The sequence below is a fragment of the Bifidobacterium sp. JNUCC 75 genome (genome assembly GCF_054819865.1).
Map to the genome: position 1 here is coordinate 2,090,378 of NZ_JBTHIF010000001.1, position 26,060 is coordinate 2,116,437.

23 protein-coding genes, 1 tRNA gene and 1 pseudogene are annotated in these 26,060 nt (G+C 60.2%); 20 read left to right on the forward strand and 5 right to left on the reverse strand.

Going from position 1 to position 26,060, the window contains the following annotated elements; translation table 11 throughout:
- Positions 1-100 precede the first annotated feature (100 nt).
- The 7 genes from clpX (at position 101) to ACVWNW_RS08310 (ending at position 6,739) form a co-directional block, all read left to right on the forward strand.
- A complete protein-coding gene (gene clpX / locus ACVWNW_RS08280) occupies positions 101-1,414 on the forward strand; it encodes an ATP-dependent Clp protease ATP-binding subunit ClpX (RefSeq protein WP_198207026.1) in 1,314 nt (437 codons plus the stop codon).
- A 70-nt stretch (positions 1,415-1,484) separates the two neighbouring features.
- A complete protein-coding gene (locus ACVWNW_RS08285; RefSeq protein WP_046322819.1) occupies positions 1,485-2,423 on the forward strand; it encodes an NAD kinase in 939 nt (312 codons plus the stop codon).
- Positions 2,423-4,195: a DNA repair protein RecN gene (locus tag ACVWNW_RS08290; RefSeq protein ID WP_454482184.1), complete on the forward strand. Its 1,773-nt coding sequence runs from the start codon at positions 2,423-2,425 to the stop codon at positions 4,193-4,195. Before ACVWNW_RS08285 ends, ACVWNW_RS08290 begins: the two co-directional genes overlap by 1 nt.
- Positions 4,196-4,201: 6 nt before the next feature.
- Positions 4,202-4,447, forward strand: coding sequence for a hypothetical protein (locus ACVWNW_RS08295; RefSeq protein ID WP_461196358.1), 246 nt, complete (start codon positions 4,202-4,204; stop codon positions 4,445-4,447).
- 192 nt (positions 4,448-4,639) lie between these two features.
- The gene (locus ACVWNW_RS08300) at positions 4,640-5,047 is read left to right on the forward strand and encodes a GntR family transcriptional regulator (protein WP_454482188.1); all 408 of its coding nucleotides are present in this window, start codon (positions 4,640-4,642) and stop codon (positions 5,045-5,047) included.
- Between the two features lie 22 nt (positions 5,048-5,069).
- On the forward strand, positions 5,070-6,026 hold the full coding sequence (locus tag ACVWNW_RS08305; protein WP_454483449.1) for an ABC transporter ATP-binding protein: 957 nt from the start codon (positions 5,070-5,072) through the stop codon (positions 6,024-6,026).
- Positions 6,023-6,739 (forward strand): ABC-2 transporter permease, encoded by a 717-nt coding sequence (locus ACVWNW_RS08310; protein WP_454482190.1) that lies wholly within the window; start codon positions 6,023-6,025, stop codon positions 6,737-6,739. Before ACVWNW_RS08305 ends, ACVWNW_RS08310 begins: the two co-directional genes overlap by 4 nt.
- A gap of 17 nt (positions 6,740-6,756) precedes the next feature.
- On the opposite strand, the gene thrC is transcribed toward ACVWNW_RS08310, so the two are convergent.
- Positions 6,757-8,238 carry a threonine synthase gene (gene thrC / locus ACVWNW_RS08315; protein ID WP_454482192.1) on the reverse strand — a complete coding sequence of 494 codons (1,482 nt, stop codon included), beginning with the start codon at positions 8,236-8,238 and terminating at the stop codon, positions 6,757-6,759.
- A gap of 202 nt (positions 8,239-8,440) precedes the next feature.
- Between thrC and glyA the strand changes: the two genes are divergently transcribed.
- The 12 genes from glyA to ACVWNW_RS08375 all read left to right on the forward strand — a co-directional run bounded on the left by glyA (position 8,441) and on the right by ACVWNW_RS08375 (position 19,436).
- Positions 8,441-9,748, forward strand: coding sequence for a serine hydroxymethyltransferase (glyA, locus tag ACVWNW_RS08320; protein WP_454482194.1), 1,308 nt, complete (start codon positions 8,441-8,443; stop codon positions 9,746-9,748).
- A gap of 119 nt (positions 9,749-9,867) precedes the next feature.
- A complete protein-coding gene (locus tag ACVWNW_RS08325; RefSeq protein ID WP_454483451.1) occupies positions 9,868-11,181 on the forward strand; it encodes a glutamate-5-semialdehyde dehydrogenase in 1,314 nt (437 codons plus the stop codon).
- On the forward strand, positions 11,178-11,735 hold the full coding sequence (locus ACVWNW_RS08330; RefSeq protein WP_121913321.1) for a phosphoribosylglycinamide synthetase: 558 nt from the start codon (positions 11,178-11,180) through the stop codon (positions 11,733-11,735). Before ACVWNW_RS08325 ends, ACVWNW_RS08330 begins: the two co-directional genes overlap by 4 nt.
- Positions 11,736-11,740: 5 nt before the next feature.
- A complete protein-coding gene (gene nadD / locus ACVWNW_RS08335; protein ID WP_121913372.1) occupies positions 11,741-12,421 on the forward strand; it encodes a nicotinate-nucleotide adenylyltransferase in 681 nt (226 codons plus the stop codon).
- 103 nt (positions 12,422-12,524) lie between these two features.
- Complete coding sequence (locus ACVWNW_RS08340; protein ID WP_029676331.1) at positions 12,525-13,541, forward strand: ribose-phosphate diphosphokinase; 1,017 nt, start codon at positions 12,525-12,527, stop codon at positions 13,539-13,541.
- 82 nt (positions 13,542-13,623) lie between these two features.
- Positions 13,624-13,694, forward strand: a tRNA-Gln gene (locus ACVWNW_RS08345).
- Positions 13,695-13,761: 67 nt separating this feature from the next.
- Complete coding sequence (locus ACVWNW_RS08350) at positions 13,762-14,559, forward strand: HAD-IIA family hydrolase (protein WP_015021717.1); 798 nt, start codon at positions 13,762-13,764, stop codon at positions 14,557-14,559.
- Positions 14,560-14,573: 14 nt separating this feature from the next.
- Complete coding sequence (gene glmU, locus ACVWNW_RS08355; protein WP_461196366.1) at positions 14,574-15,950, forward strand: bifunctional UDP-N-acetylglucosamine diphosphorylase/glucosamine-1-phosphate N-acetyltransferase GlmU; 1,377 nt, start codon at positions 14,574-14,576, stop codon at positions 15,948-15,950.
- Between the two features lie 41 nt (positions 15,951-15,991).
- Positions 15,992-16,468 carry a ribosome silencing factor gene (gene rsfS / locus ACVWNW_RS08360; RefSeq protein WP_110417073.1) on the forward strand — a complete coding sequence of 159 codons (477 nt, stop codon included), beginning with the start codon at positions 15,992-15,994 and terminating at the stop codon, positions 16,466-16,468.
- Positions 16,461-17,201: a histidine phosphatase family protein gene (locus ACVWNW_RS08365; protein WP_198216539.1), complete on the forward strand. Its 741-nt coding sequence runs from the start codon at positions 16,461-16,463 to the stop codon at positions 17,199-17,201. Before rsfS ends, ACVWNW_RS08365 begins: the two co-directional genes overlap by 8 nt.
- A 94-nt stretch (positions 17,202-17,295) precedes the next feature.
- Positions 17,296-18,222 (forward strand): hypothetical protein, encoded by a 927-nt coding sequence (locus ACVWNW_RS08370; protein ID WP_454482198.1) that lies wholly within the window; start codon positions 17,296-17,298, stop codon positions 18,220-18,222.
- Between the two features lie 128 nt (positions 18,223-18,350).
- Positions 18,351-19,436 (forward strand): glycerol dehydrogenase, encoded by a 1,086-nt coding sequence (locus ACVWNW_RS08375; protein ID WP_454482200.1) that lies wholly within the window; start codon positions 18,351-18,353, stop codon positions 19,434-19,436.
- A 92-nt stretch (positions 19,437-19,528) separates the two neighbouring features.
- Here ACVWNW_RS08375 and ACVWNW_RS08380 read toward each other — a convergent pair whose 3' ends face one another.
- The 3 genes from ACVWNW_RS08380 to ACVWNW_RS08390 form a co-directional block, all read right to left on the reverse strand.
- Entirely contained in the window at positions 19,529-20,494 is a 966-nt protein-coding gene (locus ACVWNW_RS08380; protein WP_267444613.1) for a PfkB family carbohydrate kinase, read from the reverse strand.
- Positions 20,487-21,953, reverse strand: a complete 1,467-nt coding sequence (locus ACVWNW_RS08385; protein WP_267444614.1) for a purine-cytosine permease family protein — start codon at positions 21,951-21,953, stop codon at positions 20,487-20,489. Before ACVWNW_RS08385 ends, ACVWNW_RS08380 begins: the two co-directional genes overlap by 8 nt.
- A gap of 153 nt (positions 21,954-22,106) precedes the next feature.
- Positions 22,107-23,102, reverse strand: coding sequence for an ADP-ribosylglycohydrolase family protein (locus tag ACVWNW_RS08390; RefSeq protein WP_198203898.1), 996 nt, complete (start codon positions 23,100-23,102; stop codon positions 22,107-22,109).
- A gap of 457 nt (positions 23,103-23,559) precedes the next feature.
- Between ACVWNW_RS08390 and ACVWNW_RS08395 the strand changes: the two are divergent.
- Positions 23,560-24,724, forward strand: a pseudogene (locus ACVWNW_RS08395) (IS1249 family transposase).
- Here ACVWNW_RS08395 and ACVWNW_RS08400 read toward each other — a convergent pair.
- Positions 24,699-26,057: an ABC transporter ATP-binding protein gene (locus ACVWNW_RS08400; RefSeq protein ID WP_101433109.1), complete on the reverse strand. Its 1,359-nt coding sequence runs from the start codon at positions 26,055-26,057 to the stop codon at positions 24,699-24,701. The pseudogene ACVWNW_RS08395 and the gene ACVWNW_RS08400 overlap by 26 nt on opposite strands.
- Positions 26,058-26,060: the final 3 nt, after the last annotated feature.

Here is a 26,060-nt window from a genome sequence, read left to right on the forward strand (position 1 = left end):
CCCCTAGGGCCTACGGCCTCCGGACGTTTTTGGCATCATGGACGATGCCAGTCAAATTTGATTTCGCCGATCCTTACGGATTCTCCGGGAAGGGAGAGCCATGGGCCGTGTGGTCAGCTACAATGACGGACTGAATCGCTGCGAGTTCTGCGGCAAGGATGAGCACCAGGTGCGCCGCCTGGTCAAAGGTCCTTCCTGCGCCATCTGCGACGAATGCATACGTCTATGTGCCCAGATCATTCAGGAGGACATGGCCAAGGACGCTGCCGACCAGCGGGTGACCCTGCCTGCACCCTCAAAGATATTCGCCTATCTGAACCGGTATGTCATCGGTCAGGAGGCCGCCAAGCGCACGCTGTCGGTGGCGGTCTACAACCACTACAAGCGCGTCAACATGGACCTGGGCGACCATGGGCGTGCTGCAGACACTGCGTTTGAACGCAAGGATGCGGTCCCACGCGTCCAGGTGGACAAGTCCAACATCCTGCTTATGGGCCCCACCGGAGTGGGCAAGACCTACCTGGCGCGGACACTGGCCACCATCATGAACGTTCCCTTCGTCATTGTGGATGCCACCAGCCTGACCGAGGCGGGGTATGTAGGCGAGGATGTGGAATCCGTCCTGCAGGGGCTGCTCCAGGCTGCCGACGGCAACATGGACCTGGCCCAGCGGGGGATTATCTACATTGATGAGATCGACAAGATCGCCAGAAAATCGGGGGAGAACACCTCCATCACCCGGGACGTGTCCGGCGAGGGGGTCCAGCAGGCCCTTCTCAAGATCATCGAGGGCACCCAGGCCCGCGTGCCGGTACAGGGTTCGCGGCGGCATGGTGATGTCCGCACGGTCATCATGGATACGTCCAATATCCTCTTCATCTGCGGCGGCGCCTTCGTCGGTCTTGAGGAGATTGTTCGTCGGCGGCTGGGCCTGCGGGAGAGCGGATTCTCGGCTACTCAGGGGAGCGACAGGGTGCCCGACGATCGGGTCATGAGCCAGGTCAGGGCCGAGGACCTGGAACAGTTTGGCTTGCTTCCCGAGTTCGTGGGGCGGTTGCCGGTGATATCCACCCTGGAGCCGCTGGGCGCCGATGAGTTGCGGCGGGTGCTGACCGAACCGGACAATGCCCTGGTCGACCAGTACCGGCGCATGTTCCTGGATGACGGGGCCGATCTCGTCTTCACTGATGCCGCCCTGGACCGTGTTGCCGCCATCGCCCTGGAGCGCAAGGTTGGCGCCCGAGGGCTACGTGGTATCATCGAGCACACCCTGGAGGCGACCATGTTCGAGCTGCCCGACAGGACGGATGTCTCCCGTGTTGTGGTGGATGCCGATGCCGTGGATGGGACCGGATCGCCCCGGTATGAGACCGGGCGAGGCATGGCCGCAGCTGCTGGTCGTCGTTTGGCCTGACCCCGCCGCGATGAGCATCGCTGTTGGCCGGGCCCGATAGGATGATCATTGTTGCCGGAAGGGAGGCCCCATGGGTGCTCGTAGCGCTGTCGTGGTCACGCATAGTCGGGTCCGGGCAAGCGGCCACCTGGTTGACGAGGTCGAAAGGCAGCTGCGCCGGGACGGATTTCGCGTCTCGATTGTCGACAACATCGCCGCCCCGGAATTCGGCAGCCCCAGTCAGAAGGTGGCCGACGACACCGAGATAGTCATAGTCCTGGGTGGCGATGGGACCATTCTGCGTGCTGCAGAGCTGGTCAAGGGCACCCAGGTGCCCATCCTGGGGGTCAACCTGGGTCATGTGGGATTCCTGGCGGAGTTCGAGAGCTTCCAGATAGGGGAGGCCATTCGCAGGGTGGCCGATCATGACTACTCCATCGACGAGCGCATGGTGGCCCATGTGGACCTGTGGATACCCGGGGCCGATCGACCACTGAGCGACTGGGCCCTTAACGACATGACCCTGGAACGATATGATCGGGGCAAGATGATCGAGGTATCGGTCCGAGTGGACGATGTGGAAATGAGCTCCTTCGGCTGCGACGGCATGATTGTGGCCACCCCGACCGGATCGACGGCCTATGCCTTTTCGGTGGGCGGGCCCATCGTCTGGCCGGATGCGCAGTCGTTGCAGATGGTGCCCATTGCTGCCCATGCCCTTTTTGCCCGATCCCTGATCATCGGTCCAAAGTCGCAATTCACCCTGGATATCCTGAGTGATTCCCAGTCGGCCGGTTGGATTTGCAATGACGGACGCCGTCAGCGGCCAGTGCCCAAGCGCTCCCGCATCGTGGTGCGGCAGTCCCATGACATCCTGCGGCTGGCCAGGCTGTCGGGGGTGCCCTTCACCAGACGGCTGGTCTCCAAGTTCGACCTGCCGGTGGTCGGCTGGAGGGAGCAGCACCGTCCTTCGGCGGCTGCGAATGGACAGGACCAGGGGGAGTCGCAGGAGTCGAACAAGGAGCACTGATGCTGGAAGAGCTGGAAGTACGAGACCTGGGTCCCATCCATCATGCCCTCCTGCGACCTGCTGCTGGCATGACGGCCATCACCGGGGAGACCGGGGCTGGCAAGTCCATGCTGCTCAACGCCATCAGGCTGATCTCGGGGTCCACTGCCCGTCCGCAGTTGGTGTCTCCCGGAGCACGTGAGTCGTGGGTCCAAGGGATTTTCGATGCTGGAGCGGCAGGAGCCGAGAATCCAGTGACCGCTGCCGTAACTGAGGCAGGCCTGCCCGCGGAGGATGAGGGACAGATCTTCCTGGCCCGAACCATGCCAGTCAAGGGGCGTTCCCGTGCCGCTCTGAACGGTAGGACGGCCCCTCGTGGCCTGTTGGAGGAGGTGGCTGGGATGCTGGTCACTGTTCATGGTCAGGCGGATCAGATGCGTATGGCCAGTCCGGCCCGGCAGCGCGAATTTCTGGATGACTATGCCGGTGACGGCCCACAGCTGGAGGCTTTTTCCAAGGCCTTCACGCAGTACCGACAGGCTCAGGACCATCTGGAGGAGCTGCGTAACCAGCAGTCCGGCGCGATGGCCCAAGCTGATTATCTTCGTGAATCCATTGCCCGGATTGACAGCGTTGACCCTCATTCCGGCGAGGATCGTGAACTCAAGGCTCAGCGGGACCGGATTGAGCATGCTGCCCAGATCAGTCAGGGAGTCATGTCCGCGCTGTCCGCCTTGGACTCCGGCCAAATCGACCCTGATGCTGACGCACCATCGGCCACGGCACTGGTCGAACGGGCCATTGCCGCTTTGGAAGGCATCGGTGTGGAGGGGGTCTTTCAGGAGTCGGCCCAGCGGCTGCGGTCGCTGAATGCCGATCTGTCTGATCTGGTCTTCACCCTGAGTAGCCAATTGGATGACGAAGGCCAGGAGAGCGATCTGGACAAGATCAACGCCCGGATTCACGATTTGGATGAGCTGACCCGACGCTGGGGACCAGATATCGACGACGTTCTGGCTTGGCGCAAGAAGGCTGCATTTGACCTTGAGGACATGGATGCCTCACCCGAGAAGCTGGAGGATCTCCAAGGGCAGGTTGAGCAGCTTCGCGGAAGCGCCTTGAAAGCGGCACGGAAACTGTCAGCGTCGCGGGGCAAGGCTGCACGAAGACTGAGCAATCTTGTCGATGGCGAATTGCACTCCCTGGCCATGTCGGGCGCCGGGCTGGAGATCCGCGTCAGGCCACGCCAGGACCAGGACATGGACGGGCATGGTCTGGACCAGATCGACTTTCTCTTCAGGCCATATCCCGGTTCGGACCTTCTGCCCATGGGTAAGAGCGCCTCGGGCGGCGAACTCAGCAGGCTCATGCTGGCCCTGGAGCTGGTGGCCGCCGAAAGCCGGACCTCATCGGGGCCTGACGGTTCTGATCATGGGCAAGCTAGCCTTGATTCCCAGGTTGGCGACCCAACGATGACCTTCATCTTCGACGAAGTGGACGCTGGTGTCGGCGGTCGGGCTGCCGTAGAGCTGGGTCATCGTCTGGCCCGATTGGCTGTCACCGCCCAGGTGATTGTGGTCACCCACCTGCCGCAGGTGGCTTCCTGGGCCGACCGACAGTTCGTCGTGGCCAAAGGACGTGAAGGTGGCGATGCTGTAGAGACCCTGGTCCGCCAGGTAGAGGGCGAAGACAGAGAGCGGGAGATCGCGCGAATGCTGGCTGGCAGCGAGTCTACGACCTCCCTGAAGCATGCTCGGGAGCTTCTGGCCTCCAGCAGGCTCCAGGCCCGATAGGTCCGGTTGTCGTCTACGCTTTGTCGTGCCAACGTTCGTCAATTTTTAGTGACTTTGACAAGTCTTGGCGACATTGCCGCCTTTTGCGGCCTTGCCTCTGCGTGTTCGACATCTGTCTTTTTGCCGCTTTTCATTTTGATGCTTTTGACTGTACTCATTTTGCTGTTGGTGGCCATGCTGTACGATGATGTTGGATTTTTCGTTGCGTACACCGTGTCCGTCCTCGGCTTGAGTAATGAGGCGGCAACCTGATTCTGATGGCCGTTTGCCTGAATTTGTGATCGTTCAGAACTTCCGCATTGCAGAGCCGTTTTGATCGAATCTTGAACCAAGTAACAGAAGATCAATGGTGAGTTGTCTTCACGGTCAAACTGTTATAGTGTATACATGAACACCGGAACAGCTCAGCCAGGGTTGTGTCGACAATCAATGAAAGGGGCTTGGATGAAGCTGATCATCTCATCCCTGTCCGGACAGCCGATTTATCTGCAGATCGAGGACCAGATACGTTCGGCCATCCTGACCGGAGATCTGAAAGCGGGGGAGGGACTGCCTTCCCTGCGACATCTCTCGCAGGAGCTCAGGGTGTCCGTGCTGACCGTGACCCGCGCTTATACCGAACTCGCTCAAGAGGGTTTGGTGGAGAACATCCAAGGCAAGGGGACCTTCGTGGCCGACAGTGGCGACCAGGTCATGCGGCAGCATCTGGAGGACCGCGTGCAGTCCCTGCTGGGGGAGGCGGTCGATGCAGCTCGTCGGGCCGGCATGGAGCCGGACCGGATTCGCGGCCTGCTTGACGGCCTGCTTGGCGACAAGGGTTCTGCATCCGCGTCCGAAGAAGGGAAGGAATAGCAGTATGCGTGCATCACCGCCGATGACGACTTCAGGTGAAGAGGTCGACTATGCGCTGCGCGTCAGTGACTTGGGAAAAAACTACGTTAAGGCTGACGGCACGGGTTTCCGCCTGCACCAGGTCACCATTGATCTGCCCATGGGCTACATCATGGGATTGATAGGCCCCAACGGTGCAGGTAAATCCACCCTGATCCGGCTCTTGCTGAATATGACTCGCCGAGACAGCGGAGAAATCAGCATTCTGGGCCGTGATCCCTTGAGTCAGGAGGAGGAGGTCAAAGCAGACCTGGGTGTGGTCTTCGATTCCATTTATTTCCTTGAGGCATGGAAGGTCAAGGCCATCGAGCCAGTGATGGCACCCATGTATCCCTCTTGGAACAGTGATCGCTATCAGGACTATCTGCGTCGGTTCGGTCTGCAAGAAAACCACAGAATCGGCAAGCTCTCCCGTGGAATGCAGATGAAACTGATGCTGGCTGTTGCCCTCAGCCACGACGCAAGGCTCTTGATTCTGGATGAGCCCACCAGTGGTCTGGATGTCCTGGCCAGGGATGAGCTCATGGACGTTCTCCTGGACTACATCGGCGATGGTCGTCACTCGGTGCTTTTCTCCACGCACATCACCGAAGATCTCGAACGGGTGGCTGACTTCGTTACCTACATCAATCGGGGGTCTGTCTTCTACACCGGCCCCAAGGACGAGTTGATGGAGGCTTTCCAGGTAGTGAGAGGAGGGCCGGACGATCTGGCTAGAGCTCAAATGCCGCATCTGATGGGCTTGCAACGTTCCGCCACCGGTTTCGAGGCTCTGGTGCCCACTGAACACTTGAAGGATTTTCTGGCATCGGCTTCTCCTGCCGCCGTGGAGCCTTCAGAGGACCGCTACCTGGTGGAGCAGGCCGACTTTGACAACATCATCAGACTGACCGCGGGCTCACTTGCCGCGACTGACAAGAATAAGGAGGTGGAAGGATGAAGGCGATAGCCAAACAGATCAGGCTGGACATGCAACGTTTCTCAGGAACAGGGAGACCTTGGGTTGGTGTGCTGATTTTCATGTCCGTGCCCTGCATCGGAATCCTGCTGAACCTAGTCATGGCCCTGACAGGCAATGATGGGGAAGATGCAAGGACTGCGTTGACGGGGGCAGTAGCCGGCATGGGAATCGGACTGATTGTAGGCCAAGTATTTGGTTTGTTCGCCGATTTCAACAATACGGCAGTTCGGTTGAACGGTCTGCTGCCCATAACACGTGATCACCAGGTATTTGGACGCTATGTTGCTGTAAGTCTGCTGGTCCTAGCTCAGTCTTGCGGCTATGCAATATTCTTCTTCTACGCTACTGATTCATTTTTGCATGGTCAGGACCATTGGCGCGACACTGTCTTGTTTACTCTGGGGTTGTTCCTGTTGGAGTCTTTGCTCTTTGCAGTAGCTACACCCTTGTTTTATTGGCTGGAACCAGTTAAAGCAATGATAGTCTTCCTGGCGCTTCTTGGTTTGGTACCAATCATGGCCCTTATCGGCAGTTTGCTGCCCTTGGACTGGGGGACCTTCTGGAATTCAATCATGCGATTTTTGACATCCGGCCTGTGGCAGCCAGTGCTCCTCGGGCTGGCCTTGATTCTGGCGGTTGATATGGTTTCGATAGTCTTATCTCGCAAGGTCTATGCCAGGAAGGAGATCTGAGCCAATTCGCTCAGGCTTCAGGACTGCATGACCGTGTGGCGGACGTAGTCGGACATGTCCCCTGAATCGATGCAGTCCTGGAAGCGCACAGGTGCGTTTTCCAGGGCGCGCAGAGCCTTGGGGGGCCTGGTATTGGTGGCCTCGGCCAGGATGTCCATGCAGTCGAAATCACTGTTCGGGGTCTCCAGGCCCAGGGATTGGCAGACCACCCGGGGGAACTTGTAGGGGCTGGCTGTAGACAGCAGCACCCGGGGCACTGCAGGATCCCTGTCGGTCTGCCCGGTCATGACCTGGTATCCGCAGGCCGTGTGCGGATCGATCAGGTATCCCCGGTCCTCCCAGCAGTTGCTGATGGCCGACGCCACCTGGTTCTCGTCGGCCCAACCGCAGGAGAAGAGCCTGCGGATTCTGGTCATCAGGGCTTTAGGCACCTGGTAGTGTCCTGTGGACTCCAGGTCGGCCATAAGCGAGGCAATCAGTATGGTGTCGCCGTCGGCCATGTAATAGAGCATCCGTTCCAGGTTGGAGGAAATCAGGATGTCCATGCTGGGGGAGGTGGTGGTGTAGAAGGGACGGTTGCGGTCATAGACACCTGTGGTCAGGAAGTCGTTGAGGACCCGGTTGCGGTCCGAGGCCACGGTCAGACGGGCCACCGGAAGGCTCATCATCTTGGCATAGTATCCGGCCAGCACATCGCCGAAGTTCCCGGTGGGCACACAGAACTCGACCGGATCCCCGGGTCTGATCACCCCTCGTTCCATCAGGGAGCCATAGGCCCGGAAGTAATAGACGACCTGCGGTGCCAGGCGGCCCACATTGATGGAGTTGGCCGATGAGAGAACGGTCGAGGCTTTCTCTTCCAGTTCACCAGCCAGGTCGGCGTCGGCAAAGATGGATTTGACTGCGGACTGGGCATCGTCGAAATTGCCCCGAACTGCGCAGACCTGTAGGTTGCCGCCCTGCTGGGTGACCATCTGCAGGCGCTGGATCTGACTGACCTTGCCCTGTGGGTAGAAGACGGTGATGCCCGTGCCCGGCGCGTCTGCGAATCCGGCCAGCGCCGCCTTGCCTGTGTCTCCGGAAGTGGCCGTAAGCACCATGATTCGCTCATCATCGTCTCCGGCCAGCGCCATCAGTCTTGGCAAAAGCTGCAGGGCCACGTCCTTGAAGGCCGAAGTGGGCCCGCGGAAGAGCTCCAGTACGAAGTCGTTACCGCCCAGGTCCACCAGAGGGGTGATTGCCGTATCGGACCACTGTTCTCCATAGGCTGCGTCCAGGCAGGAGTCCAGCTGAGCGGAAGAGTAATCACTCAGCAGTCTCGAAAGGACCAGTTTGGCTGTGCCCTTGTAGTCCAGACCGGCGACCGATGCAGTGTCGATGGTCTCAGCGTCCAGTTCATCGCTGACATAGAGTCCGCCGTCAGGAGCCAGGCCTCGTCTGATGGCCTGCTTGGACTGCAGTTGCTCCTTGCCGCCTCGGGTGCTGTGGTATGTGCTCATGGTTGCCTGCCCCTCCGCCATGTCGCCGAACAGATCATTACCAAGGCATTCTACCCCGTACAGGAGTCCGAACCATGGCCTTGCTCGGCTCGCGGAGGAAACCGTCTATGGACGCCACGGCCTGCCAGGGGTTGGCATGGCGTACAGTATTGCCCACCAGCCCTGTATCCGTGGCTGGACCTTATAGACAAAGGAGTGACCCATGGTCGAAGAGAACCCGGTACAGCAATCCTACGATGTCCTGAACTCTTCGATCTCGCAGGTGGATCCGGAGATCGCTGCACTGCTGGATGGAGAGTTGGAGCGCCAACGCGGTGGTCTGGAGATGATCGCCTCAGAGAACTTCGTGCCTAAGGCCGTTTTACAGGCCCAGGGATCCGTACTGACCAACAAGTATGCCGAGGGCTATCCTGGCAGACGCTACTACGGTGGTTGCGAGTGGGTGGACCAGGTCGAGAACCTGGCCCGGGACCGCGCCAAGGCCCTGTTCGGCGCCGAGTACGTCAATGTCCAGCCTCATTCGGGCGCACAGGCCAACGCCGCCGTCTATCAGGCCCTGATCAAGCCCGGCGACACAGTGCTGGGCCTGGCCCTGGATCATGGCGGCCATCTGACCCACGGTATGAAGATCAACTTCTCTGGACGTTTTTACCATGCCGAATCCTACGGGGTCGATCCGAAGACCTTCCGCATCGAGCCCGAGATCATCCGCCAGCGGGCCCTGGAAACCCACCCAGCCCTGATTATCGGCGGATGGAGCGCCTATCCGCGTATTGAGGACTTCGCAGCCATGAAGGAAATCGCCGACGAAGTGGGAGCCAAGTTCTGGGTGGATATGGCCCACTTCGCGGGTATGGTGGCAGCCGGCCTGCATCCCAGCCCGGTGCCCTATGCCGATGTGGTCTCCTCCACAGCTCACAAGACCCTGGGCGGACCCCGCTCCGGGTTCATCCTGGCCCGTCAGGAATATGCCAAGAAGCTCAACTCCTCGGTCTTCCCTGGCAACCAGGGCGGCCCGCTTATGCATGTGATCGCCGCCAAGGCTGTGGCCTTCAAGCTGGCCGGAACGCCTGAATTCAAGGAACGCATGGAGCGCACCCTGGAGGGTGCAAAGATCCTGGCTGAACGCCTGATGGCCAAGGATGTGGCCGACAACGGCATCACTGTGCTCACTGGAGGTACGGATGTCCACCTGGTCATGGTGGATCTGCGCAACAGCGAGATGGACGGCCGCCAGGGTGAGGACCTGCTGGCCAAGATTGGCATCACCGTCAACCGCAATACAGTGCCCTTCGACCCTCGCCCGGCCTCTGTGGCCTCCGGTCTGCGCATCGGGACTTCCGCCCTGGCTACTCGCGGATTCGGCCCGGCTCAGTACGAGGAGGTGGCCGACGTGATCGGCACTGCGCTGGCCCAGGGCCCCCAGGCGGATCTGGATGCTCTCAAGGACCGGGTGGACCGGCTGGTTGAGGCCTTCCCGCTCTATCCTGAGCTGGACCAGACCCACTGATTGGCCCTTGGAGGAGGGAGGTGCAGCAATGCCCTCCCTCCTCCTGTCATCATTGCCCTCACTGAGGGTTACAATCGGTACAGAATATGGGTCTGGCTGACCCGCGAGGGCGAAAGGATCTGACGAACATGACTGAAAACGAGAACTCCAATCGTCAGGGTGTGTTCGATCGGGTCTGTGCCATGGCCGATGCAGCGGCTGTTGCACAAGCAGGTATGGCAGGCATGACCGGTCAGGCCAGGAACGCTCTCTTGCTGGCCCTGGCCGATGCACTGATCGACCAGGCCGATCAGATTGCAGCAGTCAATGAGCAGGACTGCACGCAGGCTTTTGAAGAAGGAATGAGCGCCGGTCTGATCGACCGTCTGCGCTTGGACAAGGTTCGCATCGCGGATGCCGCCAGCGGCGTGCGCATGGTGGCCGGGCTGACCGATCCCCTGGGCGAGGTGGTTCGCGGCCATGACATGCCCAACGGCATGCGGCTCAATCAGGTGCGGGTTCCCCTGGGGGTGGTGGCCATGATCTATGAGGCCCGCCCCAATGTCACCATCGATGTGGTGGCCCTCTGCCTCAAGTCCGGCAATGCGGCCCTCCTACGAGGGGGTCACGCGGCCGAACGCACCAATCGGGTGCTGGTGGAGCTGATAGGTGGGGTGCTTCGTGAGCAGGGGCTGGATCCGGCTCTGGTGGCTTCCGTGGACCGATACGGTCGCGAGGGGGCCCAGGCTCTGATGAAGGCACGCGGTCATATTGATCTGCTGGTGCCCAGGGGTGGCCGAGGGCTGATCCGCAGCGTAATAGAGCAGGCCACCGTGCCCACCATCGAGACCGGGGCTGGCAATGTCCATATTTATGTGGATCGCTCGGTGGATATGGATCATGCCATTCCCATCATCGTCAACGCCAAGACCCAGAGGGTGGGTGTCTGCAACGCCGCTGAAAAACTGATCGTCCACAGGGATGTGGCCGCTGAGTTCCTGCCACGTGTGGCGCAAGCGCTGACCCAGGCCCAGGTCGAGTTGCACCTGGACGCGGTCTCCATGGACATCCTGGCCGGGCATGGTCTGCCTGAAGAACTGCTGCTCCGCGCTGAGGAAGCCGACTGGGACCGTGAGTATCTGGATTTGAAAATGGGAGTGCGCGTGGTGGACTCCCTTGACCAGGCCATCGAGCACATCAACCGTCACTCCACCGGCCATACCGAGGCCATCCTGGCCCGGGATTATGAGGCTGTTGAAGAGTTCTCCCGTCGCGTGGATTCAGCTGTGATCATGGTCAACGCCTCAACGCGATTCACCGATGGAGGCATGTTCGGCATGGGTGCCGAGCTGGGCATCTCCACACAGAAGCTGCATGCCCGAGGACCCATGGGTCTGCAGGAGCTGACCACCACCAAGTGGATTGGCTACGGCAGGGGGCAGGTGCGGCCGTGAACGAGAAGATCGAAGAGCTCTTCCAACGCGAGCACGACAATCCACGCATCTGGCTGAGGGTGGCTTCAGAGCGGCTGAGCCTGCTGCGGTACGTCTTTCTGGTCCAAATCGAGGACGGCATCCCGGATGCAGATCAGCGCTCCTGCCTGGAGTACGCCGATGCGGTCCTGATTGGCTGGCCCGACGAACATGCCGATGATGTGTATGACTTGGACCAGGACCAGCTCAACAAGGTCAGGCACGACATCACCGTCATGGAGGAGCGGGTGCCTGTCTTCCGCAAACAGGAGCAGGAGGGACGCATCGCCGATCTGTCTGATTCATTGGTAGCCATCACTGGATGCGTGGCTCAGGTCCGTCGAGCCTACCAGCCAGGCTTTCCCCTGCCCACCTATTCCGAGATCCGCCGTGTGGTTCAGGAAGAGTGGAATGCCGATATGGAGCGGATCGATCCCGACAGGGTCAACCCCAGCGCCGAGCAGATGCGCCAGGAGGCCGAGTCCGAAAACGAGGAGAACGCCTCGGAAGCCAGACAGGAGGGCGAGCAGGCGTGAACCGGATGATGTCTGAACTGTCCAAGGAGGGGGAGTCTGGGCAGGAGCCATCAGATATTGATCGGGCCTGTGGGCCATCCCACCATAACCGTCGACCCCGGGTGGGAATCATGGGCGGCACCTTCGACCCCATCCATAATGGCCACTTGGTGGCTGCCTCGGAGGTGGCCTGGGTCTACGACCTGGATGAGGTCATCTTTGTGCCTACCGGCCGCCCGGCCTTCAAACTGAACAAGACGGTGACCAATGCCGAGGACCGCTATCTGATGACCGTGATCGCCACGGCCTCAAACCCCAAGTTCACGGTCTCCAGGGTGGACATTGAGCGTCCTGGCATCACCTATACTGTGGACACCCTGCGCGACATCAAGCGGATGCGCCCCGACAGCGATCTCTTCTTCATCACCGGGGCGGATGCCGTAGCTGAGATCATGCGTTGGAAGGATGCTAACCGGATGTGGGATCTGGCCAAGTTCGTGGCCGTCTCCCGACCCGGCTACTCCTCCAGCCTGGACAACCTTCAGGTGCCTGCTCAGCGGGTGGATACCTTGGAGATCCCGGCCCTGTCCATCTCGTCCACGGACGTGCGCCGTCGCTCGGCCCGGGGTATGCCGGTCTGGTACCTGGTCCCGGATGGGGTGGTGCAGTATATCAACAAGCACGGGCTCTACCGTTCGGCTTCCTGAGCTTCGTATACCGTCGGACTCGCCAACACGAACTGCCCTGCTGTGTCAGCGCGCGCCATTATTATGGAGGCTGTCCGCTTCAGCGAAAACAACGTTTGGAGATATGGTGAGCGCGATACTCAAAGGCAGACCAGGAAAAAATCTCATACTTGTCACAGGCCGGACCCATCCCAGACTCGCGGCGGACGTGGCCGATCAACTCGGCATTGACGTCTTGGAGACGACAGCATACGACTTTGCCAACGGCGAGATGTATGTGCGTTATACGGAGTCGGTGCGTGGAGCCGATGTCTTCGTTTTGCAGACCCATTCCGACCCGGTCAACAAGTCCATCATGGAGCAGCTGATCATGATCGACGCCCTCAAAAGGGCCTCGGCGCGGTCCATCACCGCTGTCTGCCCACTCTTGGGCTACTCCCGTCAGGACAAGAAGCATCTGGGCCGCGAGCCCATCTCCTGCCGACTCATGTTCGACCTGCTCAAGGCCGCCGGTGCGGACCGAATCATGTCGGTCGACCTGCACGCCGCCCAGTCCCAGGGCTTCTTCGATGGGCCTGTGGATCACCTGATTGCCATGCCCGTGTTGGTGGACTATGTGCGCGACCGGATGGATCTGTCCAAGGTGGCCGTGGTCTCTCCCGATGCGGGCCGCATCCGGGTGGCCGAGCAGTGGGCCCAGCGTCTGGGAGGTGTGCCCCTGGCCTTCATCCACAAGACCCGTGACATCACCCAGCCCAACAAGGCTGTGGCCCATCGCGTGGTAGGCGACGTGCGCGGCCTGGACTGCGTACTGGTAGACGACCTGATCGACACTGGCGGCACCATCGCCGAGGCCTGCAACGTGCTGGATGAGGCAGGTGCCAACTCCATCACCATCGTGGCCACCCATGGCGTCATGTCCGGACCTGCCGTGGAACGGCTCAAGTCCTGCCAGGCCAAGGAGGTCATTCTGACCGACACGGTCCCCATTCCCCAGGAGAAGCGCTGGGACGGGCTGACCGTCCTGTCCATCGCGCCCCTGCTGGCCTCGGCCATCAAGGCCGTCTTCGAGGACGGCTCGGTGGCCCGCCTCTTCGACACTTATCCAGCCCATCACGGCCAGGGCTTCCTCTTCGCTTAAAGCCTTGCCTATCTGGCATGGCGTGGCGTAATCGTCCGGCTGTGGCATAATGAACCTGGCGGGGCCCGAAGGGCTCCGTCCTTCCCCCATGGTGTAAAGGCAGCACACGGGTCTTTGGAACCCTTAGTCTTGGTTCGAATCCAGGTGGGGGAGCTTACGCTCGCCGATTCCGGTCGGAGACGGCCTCCTTGGGGTCGGTGACCAACCGAAAGGAACTGTCTTGGCAGTCAAGAAGATCGAAACCTGGCTCACCGATATGGACGGCGTGCTGGTGCACGAGAACACGGCCCTGCCCGGCGCTGCCGAATTCATCGACACCCTCAAGCGCAATAACCGCCAGTATCTGGTGCTGACCAACAATCCCATCTACACCCCTCGCGACCTTTCGGCCCGCCTTGGGCGTTCGGGCATCGACGTGCCCGAGGATAGGATCTGGACCTCGGCCCTGGCCACCGCCGACTTCGTATCCCGGACCATGCCGCGGGGATCGGCCTATGTGATCGGCGAGGCCGGGCTGACCACGGCCCTGCACGAGGCCGGGTTCATCCTTTCCGACATCAACCCGGACTATGTGATCCTGGGCGAGACCCGGACGTACTCCTTTGAGTCCATCACCACAGCCATTCGCCTGATTCTTGGTGGGGCCCGCTTCATCTGCACCAATCCTGACGCCACCGGTCCCAGCGAGAACGGCGTCCTGCCGGCGGCTGGCGCGGTGGCGGCCCTGGTGACCAAGGCAACCAACCGTGAGCCCTACTTTGTGGGCAAGCCCAACCCGATCATGTTCCGCACGGCCCTGAACAGGGTGGGTGGCCACTCCGAGACCACAGCCATGATCGGCGACCGGATGGATACCGATGTGGTGGCTGGAGTCGAGGCTGGTCTGAATACCTTCCTGGTGCTGACCGGCATCACTACACGATCCGAGGTGGAGACCTTCCCCTACCGCCCTGACCAGGTGGTGGACTCCATTCAGGATCTGATCGACATCGCCGAGAGCGGGGTGGTGGAGTTTTGAGCGGGGGGCAGACGCTGACCGCTGGCATCATCCTGGCCGCAGGCGAGGGTGTCCGCATGCGCTCGGCCCATCCCAAGGTTCTGCACAGCCTGGCCGGCAAGACCTTTCTGCAGAGGGTCATGACCTCGGTGACCTCCCTCAATCCCGAGCTGACGGCAGTGGTGGTTCATCATCAGGCCGACCTGGTGGCGCAGGCTGCACGGTCCTACGATCCCCAGGTGCGCATCGTGCGCCAGGACAGCCGACCAGGCACGGGGCGTGCGGTCCAGTGCGCCGTGGACCAGCTGGATGGCGAGCTCCAGCACGACGGCCAGGTGCTGATCGTCGCCTCGGACATGCCCCTGCTGGACGCGGACACGCTGCATAGCCTGCTCGACTACCATGTCAGCTCCGGTGACGGAGCCACGGTACTGACGGTCAATCTGGATGATCCCACCGGATACGGCCGCATCATTCGCGACCAGGATGGACGGGTCCTGCGCATCGTCGAACAGCGGGATGCCACCGGCACTGAACTGGCCGTCAAGGAGGTCAACACCTCCGTTTACGTGTTTGAGGCTGACCTGCTGCGACAGGCGGTCCGCGGCCTGGACGACAGCAATGCCCAGGGAGAGTTCTATCTGACCGATGCCTTGGAGACGGCCCGCCGCCTGGGTCGGGTCGGGGCCTTCGCCGCTCCTGATCCGCTCAAAGTCGAAGGCGTCAACGATCGGATTCAGTTGGCTGATCTGGCCAAGGCCCATAACCTGCAGGTCTGCCGAGAGTTCATGCGCCAAGGGGTCACCATTCTGGATCCGTCCACCACCTGGATCGATGACGACGTGGTCATCCAGCAGGATGCCGTCATTCTGCCCGGTTGCTTCCTGCAGGGTCATACCGAGATTGCCTCGGACGCGGTCGTCGGTCCCTATACCACCCTGATTGACGCCATCGTCGAGCCGCAGGCCAAGGTGGAGCGTTCCCATGTGCAGGAGACCCGGATCGGAGCCCGGGCCAACATCGGTCCCTGGACCTATCTGCGGGCTGGCAACGTCCTTGCCGAGGACACCAAGGCCGGGGCCTTCGTGGAGATGAAGAAGGCCACCATCGACCACGGGACCAAGGTTCCCCACCTGTCCTATGTGGGGGATGCTCATATAGGCCACGACAGCAACGTGGGAGGCGGATCCATCACGGCCAACTACGACGGTGTGCACAAGAACCGCACCGAGATCGGGTCGGAAGTGCACGTGGGCGCAGGGAACCTCTTCGTAGCCCCCGTCCAGGTGGGCGACGGGGTCACGACCGGGGCCGGATCGGTCATCCGCCATCCGGTCGAGGACGGAGCCATGGTCTATTCCACCAATGACCAGCATCAGGTTCCGGACTGGAAGCCCGCCTGGGAGCGGTAACCATGACAGCATCTTCTTCGCAACAAGGAAAGGCGTGACAAGTGCCAGCATTGCAGGAATCCATCGACGCGGTCCGGGTGGCCGCTCGGGCAGCCAACGATGTCAAAGCCATGGACATCGTGGCCTTCGATGTCTCCCAGCCCATCGCCATCACCGACATCTTCATGGTGGCCACCGGCAGCAACGAACGACAGGTCCTGGCCATCGCCGAGGAGGTGGAGAAGCAGCTGCATCTGCAAAAGAATCTGGATCCACGATCGCGGGAGGGCATCCAGGAGGCTCAGTGGGTTCTGCTGGACTACGGTGACTTCGTCATCCACATCATGCACAAGCAGGCCCGGGCCTACTACGACCTGGAACGGCTCTGGAAGGACTGCCCCCAGGTGGATGTGCAGTTGGAGCACCCCTTCACCCTTGCCGATGACGACCCGGATGACCAGGTGGCCTCCAAGGCGGATGATCTGAATGGGGATGATCTGCGCAGCCGTTTCGCTGACCCTCAGGACAACCATGACTGATTCGGATACCGCCGCTGAAAATGGACGGCATGTGCGCTCCTTGACCGTGGTCCGTCATGGGCAGACCGCATACAATGCAGGGCACAGGATGCAGGGCCAGATCGACATTCCCCTCAACAGCGTAGGCCGCTGGCAGGTGGAGAGGACCGCCGAGGAGCTGCGGGCCGAGTATGTGGATGGCGTCCCCCAAGACCGTCATCTGCTGGTGATCTCCTCTGACCTGGGCCGTGCTGCCGCCACCGCCCACGCCTTCGCCGACCCCTTGGGCCAGACGGTCCATCTCGATCCTGGGCTGCGCGAACGCGGCTTCGGCGAGTGGGAGGGAGCCAGCGCCGATGAGGTTCGTCAACGCTGGCCCGAGGATTACGAATCCTGGTCCCGGGGTGCCGGGGGAGAGCTGCTCCACGGTGCCGAGACCAAGGCTCAAGTCGGCAAACGAGGCCTGGAAACCCTGAACCGATGGATCCACCGGGCTGGTCCGGACACGGATCTCATGGTCTTCTCACATGGGTCTTTCATTGCCGAGGCCCTTCAGGCTCTGCTGGGCATGGCCAGTGCGTACCCCGAATACCTGGGTCTGGTCACCATGCGGAACGCCCATTGGGCCCGATTGATGCCACGAGACCTGCCAGGCGGTGGTCTGCGCTGGTCCATGATCGACTACAATCGTGGTCCGGCCATCGCCATGCGGGGGGATTGGGACAATCCCCGAGGGCTGGTCCAGATCGACTGAGGTCCTAGGCGGTCGGCCGACCATCACACTATCGCCATGACCACCAGCTACCATAAGAGCGCAGCCACCAGCCGTTGGATCAAAAGGGGTCGGAGTGAAGCAGTTCTTTCATGACATTTCCTGGGCGCAAATCATCGCCGGCGCTCTTGCAGCCATGACCTCCTTCTGGCTGGCCGCCAAGATCGGCGTGGCAGGATCCATCATCGGCGTAGCCATCGGTTCCATCGTCTCCGCCGTGGCCTCGCAGATCTACAAGAATGTTCTGGAAGCCTCCGGCCAGAAGCTGCAGGAGTCCGTGGTCGGCAGTGCTGACCAGGATGATGATGACTCCAAAACAGGATCGAATGACGATTCGGATGCCGATGGACAGACCACCATGTTGCCGGCCCAGGGCAAGGGTCGTTCTGACGATTACAGCGATGCTGCCGACGGATCAACCCAGGTCATGGCCCCTGTAGATGGTTCCACCCAAGTCATGCCTCCTGTCGGTGACGAAAAGTCGACAGCCAAGACCGGTAGGACCATTTCATCCAGCAATGGTCCAAGAACCCATGCGGCCTCCATTACGGCAACCAGCAGGAAAAAGCTGGATCAGCGCCACCGCAACGTCATCATCGTCTCCGTGGTGAGCGCCCTGGTGGCCGTACTGCTTTCCGCCTTGGCCATCAATGCCCTGACCAAAGGCGAAGGCACCGACAAGGTGGTTCGCAACGTCGTCAGCCCACCGGCCAGCCAGGTGGTAACCCCCAGCCAGGAGGAGACTCCCTCAAAGCCCGCGCAGCGCACAGAGGAGCCTGAGAACCAGCCGACCCCGGGTGCCCCTCAGAGCCAGCCGTCCGGAACAAAACAGAACCAAGGCACCGAACAAGGGTCAGGACAGGTGCAGCAGCAGGGAGGGAAACCCACGAGCTCACCTTCGCCGTCTGCTGATGCGACCGGCTCCACGCCCAGTCCCTCAAACACGGCTTCTACGCCGCAGTCGTCACCGACGAGCACGACAAATTCCTCGCCTCTTAACTGACCTGCCGTTCGGCGCGGCACACGCATCCCACCATGTAATGTGACTAGGGTCACTTTCGGTCGGTCCATAAGGTCCGTCCCCAAGGATCTGGTCCCGAAGGCGGGACCAGCAATGAGAAAGGTGTGTATATGCGCAAGGTTCTGTGCTCTCCGGGCTCCTATGTTCAGCAGGAGGGCGCCATGGGAAAGCTGGCCGGGGAATACGCGGCTCTGGGCACCAAGGGCGCCCATCTGATCGTCGATCCGGTCATCGACGGGCTCTACCACGACGACATTGTCGCCTCCTTTGAGCACGATGGGATCCCCTACGAACTGATGAAATTCGGCGGCGAGTGCTCCATGGAGGAGGTCGACCGCCATCGTGCCCATTTGGGCGACAGCGACGCAGTGATCGGCATAGGTGGCGGCAAGACCTTGGATACCGCCAAGGCCGTGGCCCACTTCGCCCACCTGCCGGTCATGATTGTGCCCACGGCGGCTTCATCGGATGCGCCCTGCTCAAGGCTCTCTGTGCTCTACACGCCTGAGGGTGTTTTCGACCGTTATCTGCCCCTGCCTGCCAACCCGAACGTGGTCCTGATGGATACCGACGTTATCGCCAGGGCCCCGGTGCGCTTCCTGGTATCAGGGCTGGGCGATGCCTTCGCCACCTACTATGAGGCGGCTGCCTGCGTGCAGTCGAACGCGGTGACCATGACCGGGGGGCACGCCACCATGGCCGCCTTCGCCCTGGCCCGTCTCTGCCGCGACACCCTGCTGGAGGATGGGGTCAAGGCCGTGGCCGCTGCCAAGGCCGGTGTGCGCACAGCCGCTCTTGAGAAGATCATCGAGGCCAACACCCTGCTGAGCGGTCTGGGCTTCGAGAGCTCCGGTCTGGCTGCCGCCCACGCCATTCATGACGGGATGACCGCCCTGGAGGGCACCCACTCCATGCTGCACGGCGAGAAAGTGGCCTTCGGCACCCTGGCCCAGCTGGTCCTTGAGGACCGTCCTCTGGAGGAGACCCGCCGGGTCTACGACTTCTTCCGCAGCGTGGGTCTGCCCACCTCCCTGGAGCAGATCGGCATCGGCCAGGCCAGCGAGGAGGATCTGCTCAAGGTCGGCGAGCACGCCTGCGGCCCTGACGAGACCATGGGCAACATGCCATTCGAGGTGACCCCGACCGATGTGGCTCACGCCCTGCGCGCAGCCGATCAGCTGGGCAAGCAGCTCTGATACGCCATTCTCTGGTCCCTCGTTGAGAGGCCAAGCGGCCGTCGGCATGAAGTTGGCGGCCGCCTTTGTTTCCTCCGGTTTTGCTCCGGTCATCATTGCAGGGAGCTGGCGGCCTTTCGTATGGCTTCTTCACTTGGGCATGTGGCTGGACCCCGCTGGGTAGTGGAAAGTGCTCCTGCACAGTTGGCCAGCACCAGGGCCTCCTCAATGGGCAGACCTTGGAAGATGCCCGCGCAGAGGACACCCGAGTGTGCATCGCCTGCACCGTTGGTGTCTATGGCATGGACCTGCGGGGTGGGAATGTACTGGCTCTGCATTGCATCCTTGGGCTGGCAGTACCAGGCACCGCGGGCGCCGGCTCTGAGAACCACCGGACTGTCCAGTCTCAACGAAAGCGAGCGGCAGAGGGATTCCAACTCAGTAACGTCGCCAGTTTCGGGTTGGCACCCCAGACGTTTCGCCAGGATTGGTCCCTCGCGTTCGTTGAGGGACCAGATAGGATGCAGACCGTTGACCGCATCAAGAACATCCAATGCAATATCGGCCACCATGGGTCCCAGGTCGAAGAGCACCGGAAATCCTTCGCCCTGGTGTTTCTCAGCAAAACCGAGCAGGCTTCGGGTGTTGTCCTTGTGGCAGAAGGAATACCCACTCAGGTAGATGACATCACCGGGAACCAGATTCATGCTTTCGTAGGTGCCCTCCGGTACCCGGGTCTCTGCGCCCCTCGCCGACACAAAGGTGCGTTCACCCGAGGGTTCGATCATGGCTACCGAGTATCCGGTGTCACAGTTATCCAGCACAGGCCCTTGTGCGGGAACCTGCAGGGCAGCAAGGGCTCCACGGGCCATGTCCGCCATCGGACCTGTGCCGATCGCCCCCATGTAGGCTATGGGTGCCCCCATCCGCCTGGCTGCCTGGATCACGTTGTATCCGCCGCCGACCTTTATGGCGGTTCGCCTGGCGAAAATGTCCCCGCCGCGTTCCGGGAGGTGGTCGATGTTCATGCTCAGGTCAATCACCACCTGACCGAGATGAAGGATGCTGGGTTCAGTCATTACTGCTGCTCCTCACCGCCACGGAGTCCTTGGAGAGGAGGTGCAAAATGGCATAGAGGATTCCTCCCAGCAGGAGGGATACCAGCCATGCCAGGCCGTTCCTGCCCAGGAAGCTGCCGGCCAGCGGTCCTGAGAACCAGACCTCGTTCTTGGAGACCTGGGCCGTCACGAACAGGAAGCCGACGACTATCCCCACCAGCCAGCTGACGATGGCCGGGAGGTTGATGCCGTGCCAGTACCAGTATGGGGAATCGGCTTGAAGATTCAGAAGGCCGTCCGAATCGTAGCGCTTGCGGAAGATCATATCTGACAGGAAGATGCCTGCCCAGGTGCTCAGCGGCACTGCCAAGAGGGAGATGAAGGTGACGAAGGGGCCGTAGAATCCGTCGGAGCCCAGCGTGAAGTACAGGGCTCCGCAGGTGGTCACCACCACATCGACGACGACCGCATAGACGCGGGGAATTCTGATGCCCAGGGTGATGGTGGTCAGGCCGGCCGAATATACGGACAGGTTGTTTGACATGAGCAACCCAGCGAAGGCGGCAATCAGATAGGGGATCGAAACCCAGGCGGGCAGGGCGCTTCGAACCGCGGCGACCGGATCAGCGGCGGAGGCAATGGTGGAGTTGCCTGCTGTCAGGACCGATCCCAGGCCGATAACCACGACCAGGGGGATGCCGGCGCCGGCTGCTGCAGTCAGGATCAGAGAGCCGGATTTTACCGAGGTCTTTTGGTAGCGGGCCATGTCTGCGCCGGAATTGACCCAGCCGATGCCCGTCCCTGCGGCTATGGTGCCGACTCCGATAAGGAAGGCGCTGGCTGACCCGGGGGCATTGCCGATGAAGGAGGACCAGTCGACGGTCGTGGCCAGATAGATGGCTACCAAGAGGGTAAGGGCTCCGAATATCCAGGTGGCCCACTTCTGCACAGTGAGGATGAAGGCGTGGCCTGCGGCCGAGACCACCACGGTCAAGGCTACGAAGACGGCAATACAGACGAAGGTCAGGAAGGGGGAGCGCTTGGCATCAGCTGATGTGCCGAAGATGATGGCGATCAGGGAGAGCAGGGCAAAAGCGCCAGTCATCGTGTTCACCGTCTCCCAGCCCAGCCTGGATAGCAGAGCCACCAGTGTGGGGCCCGCATTGCCTCTGACGCCGAAAATGGCTCGGGACAGGGTCAGCGTGGGGGCGCCGCCTCTTTTGCCGGCTATGGAAATGATGCCGACCAGTGCGAAGGATCCGAAGGCTCCGATGGTCGTGGCGAGCACGGCCTGCCAGAGGTTGAGGCCCTGGGCAATCAGGGTAGCTCCCAGAGGGATTCCCAGGATCGAGATGTTGGCGGCGAACCAGACCCAGAAGAGCTGACCGGGCGACCCGTTCCTCTGATCCTCGGGCACGGGTTCGATGCCCCTTTGCTCAACTCTGGAGAGGATGGTGCCCTCTTTTGGTGCAGTTGACATGGATTGTCTCCTTTGACTCACGATGTACTGGATGCAGCGATGGATTGTCTGGTCAGGCCTGTGGTGTGGTCTGGGTGGACCCCATGATCTCAGGGTTGACTGGATTTTATATTCTTGTATTCCTGAAGGATTCTGTCGTATCCGTTTTGCGCTTTACCTTAGGGTAATCAGGCCACGGGCAGTTTTCTGCAGGTCAAGGTGAGATACCGAAGCCACCTGGGAGCAGAGTGCAGGGTCGAACACCTCGGGGCCGGTGCATGCGCCGGTCATTGCGCCAGTCATGGCAGCGATGGTGTCCGTATCGCCGCCCAGGTTGACCGCGACGAATAGAGCCGATTGGGGATCGTCGGCGAATCTCCAGGCCAGGGCAAAAGCGGCTGCCACAGACTCATTGGCCTCCACCGAAGTGCCGCAGTCTTCGATGAGGTGGCGTTCGAAGTCGTCCTCATCGCTGAATTCTTCGGACACTTGTATTGCCTGGCGGGCCCGAGCGGGAACCGATGCCTTGGGTGTCCAGGCTCCGGCGGTTTCCATGGCGGGTACCAGGCGCAAGGACTCATTCAGTGCCTGGCGAACGGTCATTCCTTCAAGTCCCAGACTGACTGTCGTAGCGATCAGCGCTGCGCTTTGAAAGCCTGCGACCGTGTCGTGGGTGACCTGGCAGGACTCGTAGATGCGATTGGCCAGCCGTCTGGTGTCTTCGGGCCTGTTGGCTATCCCTACCGGGGCGACTCGCATGGCCGCCCCATTGGTGGTGCCGGTCCTTCCTGTTGCCATGATGTCCGCGCCATGGCGAACCTGTTCCAGGGCCAGCTTGGTGGATGGCCCGAGCAGGTCCAGTGATCCGCGTGACTTCATGCCGTCCTCCCAGGCCAGAAGGCGCTTAGCGAACTCTTTGGGATCGATGTGTCCTCTGCCCTCGATGATCAGCTCTGCGACAATCAGTGCCTGCTCGGTGTCATCGGTCACAGATCCCGCAGGCATACCTGGAGCGATCGGCTGATCCGCAATAGCATCACGAAGGGTGTCAACCCTGCCGTAGGCCTCATGGATGGCTGCTGGACTCATGCTCTGCGTGGGCATGCCCAGCGCATCTCCCAAGGACAGCCCAGTAAGTGCGCCCAGTGCGCCCTTTTCAGTTCTGGTCATTGTTGTGCAAGCCTCCAGAGTCGTTGCGATGAGCCCATGAATCTGTTTGCAGATAGACTGCGACATTTTTAATCAGAATAATTGTAAGGCCCTTGGAGGTTTGTCGGCACAAAGGTTGTGGCAAGCATGATTCACAATGAAGAATGGGAGTCTGAGCGAGCTCTATCCTGTTAGGTGGGAGATAAAAACAATGCTGGTTAGTCGAGGTTAAAGATTTGATCGAGGTGTGGGTTCTATAGATTGCCGACAGTGATTGGCGAAGATTATCCCTTGATGCCGTAACGGAGTTTGTCGGGGTGTCCTAATCTTGGCTTCGGCATGGGTGGGCTATAGGAACTAAACGCGTTGTTTATGTTGGGGGTTTGGCCTTGTGGCTGTAAGCGTGTTGGGTGGTTGTTAATAGGTCGGGTTGTTAATAGGGGTCTTGCTGGGGTGCCCGTTCCTGTTCGATTGGGGAATGAGAACCAGATCGAAGAGGGCCAGGCATTGCCCCATATGCCATGGGCGGATGCGCAAGCATGGGCGCAACAGATCAGGCACGCAGCGCCGGATGTGTCCGTCCTGCTCGATCGCGTCCACCGCGCGCAGGCAGGACCGGGCCCGCGCCGCGCAGTTGAGGGAGTTCCCGGACTGGCCGCTGACGGGCAGGACCCAGGAACAGATGGGGGCCATGGGCGCCAGGGCCTGGCGTAAACGGGTCGGCTGGTGCTGGAACATCAAGCCGGCAATCACACCGGACGGGGTGGTCCATCACACGCTCATGGCCGACGGCACGTATATGGCACACGGCTGGTGCCTCCTGATAGCGATCGACGGGCAGACGGGCCAGGTCATCGACCGGCAGTGGTGCCATCAGGAGAACACGGCGGCCTACACGGCCCTGTCCTCCCGCATCCCCGGGCCCGACGTGCTCATCACCGACGGCCTTCGCGGCGTGCAGAAAGCCTGCCATGCCTTGCTGGCCGGGCACGCGCATCCGACGCCGCCTGGTGCACGTGCAACGCAACACCAAAACCGACCTGACACTCAAACCACGACTTCAGGCCGGCAAGGAACTCAAGCGACTCTCCGACCAGCTCACCCGGGTCCATACCATCGAGGAAGCGGTGCGTTGGGGTGAGGCCTTGAACGCCTGGCACGAAAGATGGAAAACCCTCATCGACGAACGCACCATGGCCAAGGACGACCCAGCCAACCCCAAAGCCAGCCACCAATCCTGGTGGTGGACCCACCAGGAACTCCGCCGCTGCTACCGCAGGCTCGAACACCTCTTCCAAGACAGGCAGCCCTTCGCCTTCCCGGAACCCGAACTCACCGCCGGCGGGCCAGTGGAACGCACCACCAACCGGCTGGAAGGAGGAGTCAACCCACCCATCAAACGCACCCTCCTGCAACACCACGGCCTACCCGAGAGCCACATGAGACGCGCCTGCGAATGGCACTGCTACATGAAAACCGACAACCCCGACCCCGCCAGCCTGATCAGGGACGAACACCACCAGCCACAACCAGCACCCAAACGGGAAACCAGACAGGAACAGGACGAGCCCGAACACTACGGCACCGCCATCAACTGGAACGAGTTCCACACACCAGTCAGATACCCCAACACCACACTCTGACCAACACACAACCAAACCCACACACAGAACCTAAAACAACGCGTTTAGTTCCTATAGGCCCATTTAAATCAGTTGAGTCAACATTGTTGTATAGGATATGCCCCGAATCCGGCCTATAAAAAGCCTCCAATAGGGAAAGCAGCGTAGTTTTACCTGAACCCGACGAGCCCACGATGACGGTTCTTTGGTGTGGGACTGCGCTAAAACTAATGTTCTGCAGAGTGGTATTTCGTTCATCATCTTTGTCCGCTGTATTGTAAGAAAAGCATACATCTTTGAACTCCAGCGTAATGTTGGCTGTATCAAACGAGGAATGCCCATCTGGGGAAAGCATATTGCTCGAACTTACGGTTTCGCTTTTATCGCGCAAAGATTCAATGTCTTCTATTCTCCTGAGTGGTCCTAAAGCTTTGAAAGCCGTGGTTATAGATGAGGAAAAGGAGCTTAGCGAAGAAACAACCATAGTCAAATACATTGAAAAGGAGATGAAATTAGAAATATCAAGATCCCCTTTCGCTATTTCCGCGCCGCCAAAGGAAAAAACGATTAGTAAGGTCAGCTGTATGGCGCAGTTCACAATGGACCGAATGATTGTTTCCTTGTTGGCCACTTTTACTGTTGCCCGATACACTTCTTCTGCGGTACCGACTACTCTTTTCGTTTCAGGCACTGTTGCCATAAAGGCCTTAATTGTGCGAATTCCAGCTAATGATCGCAGTATGGCATTAGACAGTCTTGCTGTCTTAGCTTGTACCAGTTCGGTATAGGCCTGCAGACGAGAAGAAGCAGCAATCATCAACAGAATGGATGTGCACGAAGTTATAAGTGCCACGGCAAAGAGTCTGGTATCAATGAACAGCATAGCGACAGCTGATCCGCAAGCTGTTAACAGATTCGCGGCCACTTTAAAGAAGTCTGATGACAGGGCTGAGCGTAACTCATTAGTATCTGAGATGACAGTTGAGACATAGTCACCCGACTCCCTCTTATCATACTCTTGTACCGGCAGGCCGAGGATACAGGTAATGAGATTGCTACGTTTATCGAAAACTATTTTCGCCGCAAGGCGGTTTGCCATATTGGATCCCAAACCATCCAGGACGATGCCTGCTACAAACAAAAGCGCCAAGACTGCAATTGGTCTCACCAACTTCTGACTCTGTTCTATGGCGTGTAGAAGATAATTGACACACAGAGGTTGTAGTAACGCCAGACCTGAAGACACTATACCCACAGACATCACAACAACAGTGATAGCTGTGTGCGGTTTCAATAGTCTGAATACATTAAAAATTGTGGTTTTTTGACGTTGCTGAGTTTGCATAGTTGACATGAT

Excerpts from the sequence above, each read along its gene's own strand:
- ACVWNW_RS08340 (WP_029676331.1), top strand. The coding sequence starts at position 12,525 with ATGGTGAGCGCGATACTCAAAGGCAGACCAGGAAAAAATCTCATACTT.
- glyA (WP_454482194.1), top strand. The coding sequence starts at position 8,441 with ATGGTCGAAGAGAACCCGGTACAGCAATCCTACGATGTCCTGAACTCT.
- clpX (WP_198207026.1), top strand. The coding sequence starts at position 101 with ATGGGCCGTGTGGTCAGCTACAATGACGGACTGAATCGCTGCGAGTTC.
- ACVWNW_RS08375 (WP_454482200.1), top strand. The coding sequence starts at position 18,351 with ATGCGCAAGGTTCTGTGCTCTCCGGGCTCCTATGTTCAGCAGGAGGGC.
- nadD (WP_121913372.1), top strand. The coding sequence starts at position 11,741 with ATGATGTCTGAACTGTCCAAGGAGGGGGAGTCTGGGCAGGAGCCATCA.
- ACVWNW_RS08385 (WP_267444614.1), bottom strand. The coding sequence starts at position 21,953 with ATGTCAACTGCACCAAAAGAGGGCACCATCCTCTCCAGAGTTGAGCAA.
- ACVWNW_RS08300 (WP_454482188.1), top strand. The coding sequence starts at position 4,640 with ATGAAGCTGATCATCTCATCCCTGTCCGGACAGCCGATTTATCTGCAG.
- ACVWNW_RS08365 (WP_198216539.1), top strand. The coding sequence starts at position 16,461 with ATGACTGATTCGGATACCGCCGCTGAAAATGGACGGCATGTGCGCTCC.
- ACVWNW_RS08310 (WP_454482190.1), top strand. The coding sequence starts at position 6,023 with ATGAAGGCGATAGCCAAACAGATCAGGCTGGACATGCAACGTTTCTCA.
- thrC (WP_454482192.1), bottom strand. The coding sequence starts at position 8,238 with ATGAGCACATACCACAGCACCCGAGGCGGCAAGGAGCAACTGCAGTCC.
- ACVWNW_RS08285 (WP_046322819.1), top strand. The coding sequence starts at position 1,485 with ATGGGTGCTCGTAGCGCTGTCGTGGTCACGCATAGTCGGGTCCGGGCA.
- ACVWNW_RS08305 (WP_454483449.1), top strand. The coding sequence starts at position 5,070 with ATGACGACTTCAGGTGAAGAGGTCGACTATGCGCTGCGCGTCAGTGAC.
- ACVWNW_RS08290 (WP_454482184.1), top strand. The coding sequence starts at position 2,423 with ATGCTGGAAGAGCTGGAAGTACGAGACCTGGGTCCCATCCATCATGCC.
- ACVWNW_RS08390 (WP_198203898.1), bottom strand. The coding sequence starts at position 23,102 with ATGACCAGAACTGAAAAGGGCGCACTGGGCGCACTTACTGGGCTGTCC.
- ACVWNW_RS08380 (WP_267444613.1), bottom strand. The coding sequence starts at position 20,494 with ATGACTGAACCCAGCATCCTTCATCTCGGTCAGGTGGTGATTGACCTG.
- ACVWNW_RS08400 (WP_101433109.1), bottom strand. The coding sequence starts at position 26,057 with ATGTCAACTATGCAAACTCAGCAACGTCAAAAAACCACAATTTTTAAT.